The following is a 10,817-nucleotide window of genomic DNA, read 5'->3' on the forward strand; positions in this document are numbered from 1 at the left end:
GGGCCCCCTCTCGCTTGGGGCCGCGGGGGGGGGGGTGCCCCGGGGGGTTTGCCCCGGGGGGGGGGGTGGGGGGGGGGGGGCGCCCCGGGGGGGCCCCCCGCCCGGAGCGTGACGGGGTTACTCGGAGGAGAAGGCGGCGTCGAAGGCGGCGGCCGGCGGGGTGATGGCGTTGAGCGAGCGGATGTAGGCGAGGGACTCCGGCGCGCCGTGCAGCCGGTCCATGCCCGCGTCCTCCCACTCGATGGAGATCGGGCCGTCGTAGCCGATGTGGTTGAGCGCCCGGAAGCACGCCTCCCACGGCACGTCGCCCCGGCCGGTGGACACGAAGTCCCAGCCGCGCCGGGGGTCGGCCCAGGCCAGGTGGGAGGACAGGCGGCCGCGCCGTCCGTCGCGAGTGGCCACCCGGGCGTCCTTGCAGTCCACGTGGTAGATCCGGTCGGCGAAGTCGAGGATGAAGTTCGCCGGGTCCAGGTCCTGCCACACCATGTGCGAGGGGTCCCAGTTCAGGCCGAAGGCCGGCCGGTGCCCGATGGCCTCCAGCGTGCGCACCGTGGTGTGGTAGTCGTAGGCGATCTCGCTGGGGTGCACCTCGTGGGCGAAGCGCACGCCCACCTCGTCGAAGACGTCGAGGATCGGGTTCCACCGGTCGGCGAAGTCGGCGTACCCCGCCTCGATCATCGACGGCGGCACCGGCGGGAACATCGCCAGCGTGTGCCAGATCGACGAGCCGGTGAAGCCGACGACGGTCGTGACGCCGAGTGCGGCCGCCGCCCGGGCGGTGTCCTTGATCTCTTCGGCGGCGCGCTGCCGTACGCCTTCGGGCTCGCCGTCGCCCCAGATGCGGGCGGGCAGGATGCCCTTGTGCCGCTCGTCGATGGGGTGGTCGCAGACCGCCTGGCCGACCAGGTGGTTGGAGATCGTCCACACCCCGAGGTTGTACTTGGCCAGGGTCTCCTTCTTGCGTTCGACGTAGGAGTCGTCCGCGATGGCCTTGTCGACCTCGAAGTGGTCGCCCCAGCAGGCGATCTCCAGGCCGTCGTAGCCCCATTCAGAAGCCAGCCGGCAGACCTCCTCGAACGGAAGGTCCGCCCACTGCCCGGTGAACAACGTGACCGGTCTTGTCATGAATCCTCCACAGTCGTGAAGCGGCTGCCCTCAGCCGCGCTCTGCTCGACGGCCGCCGGCACCCGCAGACCGCCCTCGAAGGGCGGAGCGGGATAGGTGCGGCGGCAATCGTCTCCAGGAAGTCCTTCATCTCATGGACGAAGGCGTTCTCGTAGCCCGGGCCGTGGCGCGGCGGCCACCACGCCCCGGCGTACGGGTGGCCGGCTCGGTGACCCGCACCCGCCGGAATCCGTGCCCGGCGCTGGGCGACCATGCTGCGCCACGCCTGGGAAGGGGGCCGGAGCCGCTGGCCGTCGTTCGGCAGGATCACCAGCACGTTGACCTTCGCCTGGATCAGCGACTCCACCGCCGAGATCTGCTGGTTGATGTCGTTGGTCGGCTCGACCGGCTTGAACTCGACGTCGGAGTACTGCTTGACCGCTTCCGCCGCGTTCTTGCTGATGGCGGCGATCCAGCCGTGGTCGGCGGCCGGGGCCGAGAAGCCGATGACGACCTTCTCGCCGGGGGTGTCGTTGCCGCTGTTCGCCGAGGGAGCGGCGGCCGGCCCGCTCGCCTGCGCCGCCTGCGGGGTGGCGGCCGGCTCGTTACTGGTGCAGGCGCTGACGAGGGCGCCCGCGCCGAGGGCGGCGCCGCCGAAGAGGAAGCCGCGCCGGGCGACGTTCTTGTCCATCTGTTCTCTCCTTGCTGAAGCCGGAAGGGTGACGATCCGGCTCTGGTGTCAGGTGCGCGTCTTGAGGCTTCGGCCGAACCACCCGCCGGGTCCCGCCGCCGTCAAGCGCGGACCGGCCGGCGCGGCCTGATCAACCTCAGTCATGCGCTGCTGCATCGGAGGCGGCACCGTTCCAGGCCGAGCGGGCGGTGCACTTCTCCGGCTCATCGCGAGCAGGGATGAGGAGCCGGACGGTGACCGCGGCACAGGGGCCTCCCTCGGTTCGGCGTGGCCGTGCCCCGCCCGCCTGACGGCGCCGGTTGGCACCACCGCGGTAGCACCGAGGTCGGCGTCAACGGTGCCGGTGCGGCTCGGACGGCCGATCAGGCGGGCGGGACGTTCTGGGCGGAAAAGGGCACGGGGTGGAAAGGGCACAGGGTGGAAATGGGCACTGGTCAGGAAAGGCACGGCAGGGTAAGGGCACGGCGGTGCCCGTCCGCCTGACGGCAAACGCCATGGCCGCGGCACGCGGATTGTGCCGAGGCGGTGCGGAACGGGACGGTCAGGCGGACGGGGTGTTCAGGGGCGGGGGCGGGTCGGGACCGCGTGGCGGGCGCGCGGGTCAGGGTGAGCGGGGCGACCAGGCCGTCGGGGTTCCCCCGATCACCCCGATGGCCGGAGACATTCGGATGGAGATGCTGGTGGGGTCGGACAGTGCTCGTTCGACGACGACTCCGGCCGCTCCACGTGAGGCGGCGCCGAAGCCGAGGTCGGAGGCGGCGAACCGGCAGCGCTCGACGGCGTCGCTCATGCCCGTGCGGGTCAGCTCCCGCTGCGCCGCGGGGATGAGCGGGTCGGCGAGCCGGGCGAAGTAGCCGCCCAGCACGATCACCCGTGGGTTGAAGAGGTTGATCAGCATGGCCGCTCCGATCCCGAGCCACCGGCCGACCTCCGCGACGGCGGCGTCGACGCGGGGATCTCCTTCGGCTCGCCGCTGCTCGATCTCGGCCAGCCGCTCCTCCGGGTCGCGGACGACCTGCGGGCCCGTGCCGTACGCGCGGTCGGGCGTGGCCATGCGGACCAGCGCGGCCAGCCCGACTTTGGTCTCCCAGCAGCCGACGCGGCCGCAGCGGCACCGCTCGCCGGACGGATCGATCATGACGTGGCCGACCTCACCCGCGAAGCCGTCCGCCCCGCCCAGGAGCCGGCCGCCGGAGATGACGCCGCCGCCGACGCCCACCTCGCCGGTGAGGCAGACCAGGTCGGAGGTGCCCGCCGCGACGCCCGAGGTGTACTCGGCCAGGGCGGCGAGGTTGGCGTCGTTGTCCACCGCGATGGGGATGTCCCCCGCGATGTCCGCTCGGGACAGCCGCTCGGCCACCGCCACCCCGCGCCAGCCGAGGTTCGGGGCGACGACGACGGTGCCGGTGGTGGTGTCGATCAGGCCGGGGACGGCCACGGTGATCCCGGCCGGCGTGACCCCGAGCCGGTCGAGGTCGGCGACGGTCCTCTCGACCATGCGGGCCAGCTCGTCCAGTGAGCGTTCGGGGCCGGAGCCCATGGCGTCGAAGCCGATGCGCCGGTCGATGAGCACTCTTCCGGCCAGGTCGGTGGCGATCGCGGCGATGTAGTCGACGTTGACCTCCACGCCCAGGGCGCCGACCCGGGAGCCGTCCAGGCCGAGCGCGACACCCGGGCGGCCGACGGAGCCCGCGTACTGCGGTCCCATCTCCTTGACCAGCCCGCGCGCCTGCAGCTCGTTCACCAGGCTGGTGACGGTGGCCTTGTTCAACCCGGTCGCGACGGCGACGGCCGACCGGGAGCACGGGCCGTACGCGCTCACGTGACGCAGCACGAGGGCGAGGTTGGAGCGGCGCACGGTGGCCTGGTCCGCGGGGGCTCCCGCGGGGCCGCCGCGACTCGCCGAGTCGGTCGCGTGGCCGTCGGCCCGGTTGTGGTCCACGCTCCTCCTCGATTAGTGCGGATGGCTAGCCGAATTAAAGGGGTGCGGCTTCTGAAGACACAAGGCTGAAATCGGTTGCAATTTCGGTAACGTTCCGGTAACTGGCGCCGGAATGGCCGCTGAAGTGCACGGAAATCAGCGATGCCAACTCGTTACGAATGTGAGGGGTGCACGGCCGGACATTCGCGTGTTACAACTCCGATTAATTGATCTCGGAGACAAACAAAGGGGCGGGTGGTGCGCATGACGTACAAGCCGCCCAACCGCCCACCGGGCGGCGCTCCGCCTGCTGGTCCCGCCGCGCTGCGCCGGGCGAACCTGTCTCTGGTGCTGCGCGAACTGCGCGACCACACGTCCCTGTCCCGCGCCGACGTCGCCGCGGCGACCGGGCTGCATCGGGCCACCGTCTCCAACCTCATGGCCGAGCTCCTGGAACGGCGCCTGGTCCGCGAGGTCGGCGTCGAGCACGTGGGAGCCGTCGGGCGTCCCAGACGGGCGGTGGCGCTGCACGGGGCGCACGTCGGCGCCCTGGGCATGGAGATCAACGTCGACTACATCGCGGTCCACGGCACCGACCTCAGCGGCCGGGTCCTGGTCGAGCGCCGGATCGTCTACGACGCCATGGGCAGCGGCCCGGACAGCTCCGTACGCCGGCTCGGGCTCGTGGCCAAGGAGGCGGTGGAGGCGATGCGGCGGGCCGGAGCGGCACCCGCCGGCATCGCGGTGGCCGTCCCCGGGCTCGTGGACGTGGCCCGCGGCGTCGTGACGCTCGCGCCGAACCTCTACTGGCACGAGCTGCCCCTGGCCGACCAGCTGAGCTGCGTGCTCGGCCCGCTGCGCGTGCCGGTCCGGGTGGACAACGACGCGAACCTCGCCGCGCTGGCCGAATTCACCTCCGGTGTCGCCGCCGGCACGCCCTACCTGGTGTACCTCACGGGCGAGGTCGGCGTCGGCGGGGGCATCATCCTGGGCGGCGAGCTCCTGCGCGGGGCGGACGGCTTCTCCGGTGAGGTCGGGCATCTGCAGGTGGACCCGCACGGCACCCAGTGCGGCTGTGGCCGCATCGGCTGCTGGGAGACCAAGGTCGGCCTGGCCGCGCTCGTACGGGCGGCCATGCCGGAGCAGGCGTACGGGCTGCCCGGCATGCCGGTGCCCGACCCGGGCGAACGGGTGGCCGACATCGCCAGGGGCCTGGCCTCCGGCGACCAGCGGATGACGACGGCGGTGGCACAGGTCGGCCAGTGGCTCGGGCTCGGCGGCTCGATCCTGGCCAACCTGTTCAACCCGCGAGTGATCGTCATCGGCGGCTACTTCGCCTCGCTGGCCCAGTGGCTGCTGCCACACGCGCAGGATCAGCTGCAACGGCTCATGGTGGCCGCTCCCGCGGCCCAGTGCCGATTCGTCGCCTCCACGCTCGGCTTCGGCGCCGCCTCCCGCGGCGCCGCGAGCATGGTGGTCAGCGACATCATCGACGACCCGACGACGATCATGGATTCTCCACCCAGGCCGGCACCTTACTGACGGCCCCCACAGACCTGGAGACGGCACCCTCCAGCACCCGCAATATCCGCTACCACCAAGTGGCAACAGCGCGGCGGCGCGCGCCTTGCCTGACGTCCCCCCGGTCAGGAAGGGTTTCCATGTCACCACGTCATCGAACGTGGGCCAGGCTGCTCGACGCGGCCCTGCCAGCACGCGGACGACGCCCGAGGCGTCGAATCGCGATGACGATGGCCTTAGCCATCGTCGCCCCCTTCATCACGCTCCTCGCGGCGCCCGTGAGCGCCGAAGCCGCCACGGCGGCGGAGCCCGCGTTCAAGGTACTCGTCTTCTCGAAGACGACCGGCTTCCGGCACGACTCGATCCCCGAGGGCATCGCTGCGGTGCAGAAACTCGGCCAGGAGAACAACTTCGCGGTCGACACCACCGAGGACAGCGCGCTGTTCACGGACCAGAACCTGGCGCAGTACCAGGCCGTGGTCTTCATGTCCACGACCGGCGACCCGCTGGGCACGCAGGACCAGAAGGACGCCTTCCAGCGCTACATCCAGGGTGGCGGCGGCTTCGTCGGCGTCCACGCCGCCGCCGACAGCGGGTACAACTGGGCCTGGTACGGCAAGCTGGTCGGGGCGTACTTCAAGCAGCACCCGGCGATCCAGCAGGCCACGGTCAAGGTCGAGGACCCGGCGCACCCGTCGACCAAGGACCTGCCGACGACCTGGACCCGCACCGACGAGTGGTACGACTACCAGGCGAACCCGCGTGGCACGGTCCACGTGCTGACGTCGATGGACGAGAAGTCCTACACGGGCGCCACGATGGGCGCCGACCACCCGAACACGTGGTGTCAGGACTACGACGGCGGCCGTTCGTGGTACACCGGGCTCGGCCACCTCAAGGAGAACTACAGCGAGCCCAACTTCCTGAAGCTGCTGCTCGGCGGCATCCAGACCGCCGCCGGCGCGGTCAAGGCCGACTGCTCGGCCTCGCAGAGCACCAGCTTCGAGAAGGTCACACTCGACGACAACACCTCGAACCCGATGATGGTGGACGTCGCCAAGGACGGCCGGGTCTTCTACATCGACCGGCTCGGCGACGTCAAGATCATCAAGCCGGCCGGCGGCACGGTGACGGCGGCGAAGCTGAGCGTCTTCACCGCCAACGAGAGCGGCCTGCTCGGGCTGGCGCTCGACCCCGCCTTCGACGCCAACCACTGGGTGTATCTCTACTACTCGCCCACCGGGACGAACGTCGACCGGCTGAGCAGGTTCACCGTCACCGGTGACACCCTGGACCTGACGAGCGAGAAGAGGATCCTCGACGTCCCGGTGCAGCGGGCCGAGTGCTGCCACCACGGCGGCGGCCTGGTGATCGACCCCAAGACCGGCGATCTGTGGCTGGCCACGGGCGACAACACCAACCCGTTCGCCTCCGACGGCTACACGCCGATCGACGAGCAGTCGGGCCGCTCCAGCTGGGACGCCCAGCGCACCGCGGGCAACACCAACAGCCTGAGCGGCAAGCTGCTGCGGATCCACCCCGAGGCCGACGGCACCTACACCATCCCGGCCGGGAACCTGTTCGCGCCGGGCACGGCGAAGACCAAGCCGGAGATCTACGGCATGGGCCTGCGCAACCCGTTCCGCATGGGTCTCGACCCCAAGACGGGCAACATCATGCTCGGCGAGTACGGCCCCGACGCCAATTCGGCGAGCTCCACCCGGGGTCCGCAGAACACGGTCGAGTGGAACCTCGTCTCGAAGCCGGGCAACTACGGCTGGCCGTACTGCGTCGGAAACAACACCCCGTACGTCGACTACAACTTCGCCACCAAGCAGTCGGGGTCGCCGTTCAACTGCGCCGCGCCGGTCAACGACTCGCCGAACAACGACGGCCTGGCCGGCCTGCCGCCGGTGGTGCCCGCGACGATCTGGTACCACTACGCGGCCGACCCGCAGAACTTCCCGGAGCTGAGCGGTGGCGCGCCGATGGGCGGCCCGGTCTTCCGCTCCGACCCGAACCTGCAGTCGGACGTGAAGTGGCCGGCGTACTGGGACGGCAAGGCGGTCTTCGGTGAGTGGAACAACGACAAGGTGTGGTCGTTCCAGGTCGACGAGACCGGCACCAAGCTCGTCGAGATGAACCCGATCCTCGGCTCCCTGACGTTCAAGAAGCCGATGGACCTGAAGTTCGGCCCCGACGGCGCGCTGTACATGGTCGAGTGGGGCTCCGGCTTCGGCGGCGACAACGCCGACTCCGGCATCTACCGCATCGAGTACACAAAGGGCACCCGCCCGCCGATCGCCCGGGCCACGGCGGACAAGACCGACGGGCCCCTGCCGCTGGCGGTCAAGTTCTCCAGCGAGGGCAGCCGGGACCCGGACGGCAAGGCGCTCACCTACGCCTGGGACCTCGACGGTGACGGTGACACCGACTCCACCGACCCCAACCCCGCCTTCACCTACGAGGAGGGGGGCGATTACAGCGTGGTCCTGACCGTCAAGACCCCCGACGGCAAGACCGCCACCGCCAGCGTGTCGATCAGTGCGGGCAACACGCGTCCCACCGTCAAGGTGGACGTTCCGCCGAACGGCGCCTTCTTCGAGTTCGGCGACCAGGTGAAGTTCAAGGTCACCGTCACCGACGCCGAGGACGGCACGATCGACTGCGAGAAGGTCAAGATCCAGGCGATCCTCGGCCACGACAGCCACCCCCACCCGCTCGACCAGCTCATGGGCTGTGAGGGCACCCTGCAGACTAAGCAGGCGGGCCACGGCGAGTACGACAACCTCTTCTACGCCATCGAGGCCAGCTACACCGATGGGGGCGCCAATGGCGCCGGACCGCTGACCGGGCGGGGCCAGATCATCCTGCAGCCCAAGCGCAAGCAGGCCGAGCACTTCGCGCAGACCGGCCGGGTGGCCGACGGCAAGGGCACCGACGCCGCAGGCGTCCAAGCGGAGACCACGACCGACACCCAGGGCGGCAACCAGCACATCGCGTTCGTCCAGGACGGCGACTGGTGGTCGTTCGACCCGGTGAACCTGACGAACGTCACCGCGATCCGGCTCCGGGCCTCCTCGGGCGGCGCCGGCGGGACCGTGCAGGTCCGGGCGGGCAACCCGACGACCGGCACGCTGATCGGCTCGGTCGACGTGACACCCACCGGCGGCTGGCAGACGTTCACCGACGTCACGCTCGACCTGACCAGCCCACCGATCGAAAGCGGACCGCTGTACTTCGTGGTGCGCAAGCCGGCGAGCGCGGCCGACAACGCCTACCTGGCCAACTTCAACTGGGTCGACTTCGTCGGCAAGGGCGCCACGGACAACCAGCATCCGGTCGTGACGGCGACGGCGACCCCGGCGACGGGCGTAGCCCCGCTGAAGGTCGACTTCAAGGCGACGGCCACCGACCCCGAAGGCGACCCGATCACCTACAAGTGGAACTTCGGGGTGAACGGTGCACCGGAGCCCACCACCGCCGAGGCGAGCCACACCTACACCGCGCCGGGCACCTACACGGCCGTGGTGACCGTGTCCGACGACAAGGGCGCGTCGGCCACCGCACAGGTCCCGATCAAGGTGGACGCGCCGGCCACGGTGTGCTTCACCGGCCGTTCCGACGACTTCCTGGGGAACCAGCTCGACCGTGACCGCTGGTCGGTCATCCGGGAGAACCAGGACCTCAAGGTCGCGGACGGCAAGCTCGTGATCCCGACCTCGACCACCGACATCTACGGCACGGGCGGCAACACGCCGAACATCGTGGTGCAGCCGGCGCCGTCGGGGGCCTGGACCGCCACCGCCAAGCTCATGCTGGACGCGCGTGACGCGTACCAGCAGGCGGGCCTGATCATCTACGGCGACGACGACAACTACGCCAAGATGGTGCTGCAGGCGCGCTCGACCTCGGGTTCCGACCACGCCAGCCGTATCTTCCAGTTCATCCGGGAGGAGAACGCCGCCCCGAACGAGGTGTCGCAGAGCAACACGGCCAACCTCGGGGACGCCTACCCCGACACGGTGTACGTGCGGTTCGTCAGCGACGGCAGCGACATCACCGCCCACTACTCTTCGGACGGCACCACGTTCACCGCGATGCCGCAGACCAAGTCGCTCGCCGGGATCACCAACCCGAAGATCGGCCTGCTCTCGCTGGCCGGGGCCAACCACCCGGTGGTGGACGCGTCCTTCGACTGGTTCCACATCACGCCGGACGACAAGGCGGCCGGGCCGGAACCGAACGACGAGTTCGACGGCACCGCGCTCGACGCCTGCCGCTGGAACGCGATCGTGCGCCCCGACGCCACCGCGGCGCGCGTGGGCGACGGCAAGCTCGAGCTCGACACCCCGCAGGGTGACATCTACGGGACCGGCAACAGCGACCCGAAGAACCTCATCCTGCAGAAGGCGCCGAGCGGCGACTGGACACTGGAGACCAAGGTGGACGCCTCGGCCCTCAGCGAGCAGTACCAGCAGGGCGGCCTGATGGTGTACGCCGGCGACGACGACTACGTGAAGCTCGACTTCCTCACCACCAACTCCGCAGGGTCGACGGTGGCGCGGAGCATCGAACTGCGCAGCGAGGTCGGCGGCACCGTGCAGAACCCACAGCCGCAGGTGAACAACCTCACCACCGGCGTGTGGTGGCTGCGGCTGAAGAAGGAGGGCGGCACCTTCACCGGCTCCTACTCCTCCGACGGCCAGACCTGGACGGATCTCGCCGCGCCGGTGGAGAACAGCGTGGTGGCCACCGGCGCCAAGGCCGGCGTGTTCACCATCGGCACCAACCAGTCGGCGTCGAAGACGGTCACGTTCGACTACTTCCATCTGACCAAGGGAGCGTCTGGCGAGGACAAGACCGCGCCGGTGACGACGGCGACGACCGATCCGGAGCAGCCGCCGGCGGGCGGCACGTTCACCGGTCCGGTCTCGGTCACGCTGACGGCCGCCGACGAGGACGGCGGCAGCGGGGTCGACAAGACCGAGTACCAGCTCGACGGCGGCGACTGGACCGCCTACACCGGACCGGTCACCGTGACCGGCGACGGGCAGCACGAGCTGCGCTACCGCTCGGCCGACAAGGCGGGCAACGTCGAGGAGGCCAAGACGCTGACGCTGACCATCTCGGCGTCCTCGTCGCAGGTCAAGCTGACGGTCTCCGCGGCGTCCCGCTGCATCGGCACCTCGGCGTACGTGGCGGTCACGGCCGTCAACGGCTCCGACGTGCCGGCGACGGTGACGCTGACCACCCCGTTCGGTTCGAAGACCGTGGCCGGCGTGGCCCCGGGCAAGCAGGCGTACCAGTCCTTCAACAGCCGGGCCGGGCAGATCGACGCGGGCACGGCGACCGTGAAGGGGACCGCGACGATCGGCGGCGAGCAGGTCACCTCGTCGTACGAGGCCGCCTACCCGGCGCTCAGCTGCGGCTGACCGCGCCGGCGGTGACCACGGTCCAGGCGACCGGGACACCGCCCCAGCAGAACCGGGGCCGGGCGGGCGCGGCACCGGCCCGGGCCCCCCCCCCCACATACGGCCGATTAAAGACACTCAAAAACAGGAGGCAAGAGCTAGACCC

At 70.5% G+C, this 10,817-nt stretch carries 5 protein-coding genes; 2 read left to right on the forward strand and 3 right to left on the reverse strand.

Features of this window, described 5'->3' with window-relative positions:
* Positions 1 to 117: 117 nt before the first annotated feature.
* The 3 genes from AB0J69_RS60180 to AB0J69_RS60190 form a co-directional block, all read right to left on the reverse strand.
* Positions 118 to 1,125: a sugar phosphate isomerase/epimerase family protein gene (locus AB0J69_RS60180; protein WP_364137988.1), complete on the reverse strand. Its 1,008-nt coding sequence runs from the start codon at positions 1,123 to 1,125 to the stop codon at positions 118 to 120.
* Entirely contained in the window at positions 1,049 to 1,795 is a 747-nt protein-coding gene (locus AB0J69_RS60185; RefSeq protein ID WP_364137990.1) for a substrate-binding domain-containing protein, read from the reverse strand. The genes AB0J69_RS60180 and AB0J69_RS60185 overlap by 77 nt, the downstream gene beginning before the upstream one ends.
* A 601-nt stretch (positions 1,796 to 2,396) precedes the next feature.
* Positions 2,397 to 3,737: an ROK family transcriptional regulator gene (locus AB0J69_RS60190; RefSeq protein WP_364137992.1), complete on the reverse strand. Its 1,341-nt coding sequence runs from the start codon at positions 3,735 to 3,737 to the stop codon at positions 2,397 to 2,399.
* A 243-nt stretch (positions 3,738 to 3,980) separates the two neighbouring features.
* Here AB0J69_RS60190 and AB0J69_RS60195 point away from each other — a divergent pair, with 243 nt between their 5' ends.
* Together AB0J69_RS60195 and AB0J69_RS60200 are read left to right on the forward strand one after the other, a co-directional pair.
* On the forward strand, positions 3,981 to 5,258 hold the full coding sequence (locus tag AB0J69_RS60195) for an ROK family transcriptional regulator (protein ID WP_364137994.1): 1,278 nt from the start codon (positions 3,981 to 3,983) through the stop codon (positions 5,256 to 5,258).
* 203 nt (positions 5,259 to 5,461) lie between these two features.
* A complete protein-coding gene (locus AB0J69_RS60200; RefSeq protein WP_364137996.1) occupies positions 5,462 to 10,672 on the forward strand; it encodes a ThuA domain-containing protein in 5,211 nt (1,736 codons plus the stop codon).
* Positions 10,673 to 10,817 lie beyond the last annotated feature (145 nt).

Source organism: Nonomuraea sp. NPDC049709, from assembly GCF_040674815.1.
GTDB lineage: Bacteria > Actinomycetota > Actinomycetes > Streptosporangiales > Streptosporangiaceae > Nonomuraea.

Bases quoted from the DNA above. Each gene is read 5' to 3' on its own strand.
- AB0J69_RS60180 (WP_364137988.1), bottom strand. From the start codon at position 1,125: ATGACAAGACCGGTCACGTTGTTCACCGGGCAGTGGGCGGACCTTCCG.
- AB0J69_RS60185 (WP_364137990.1), bottom strand. From the start codon at position 1,795: ATGGACAAGAACGTCGCCCGGCGCGGCTTCCTCTTCGGCGGCGCCGCC.
- AB0J69_RS60195 (WP_364137994.1), top strand. From the start codon at position 3,981: ATGACGTACAAGCCGCCCAACCGCCCACCGGGCGGCGCTCCGCCTGCT.
- AB0J69_RS60200 (WP_364137996.1), top strand. From the start codon at position 5,462: ATGACGATGGCCTTAGCCATCGTCGCCCCCTTCATCACGCTCCTCGCG.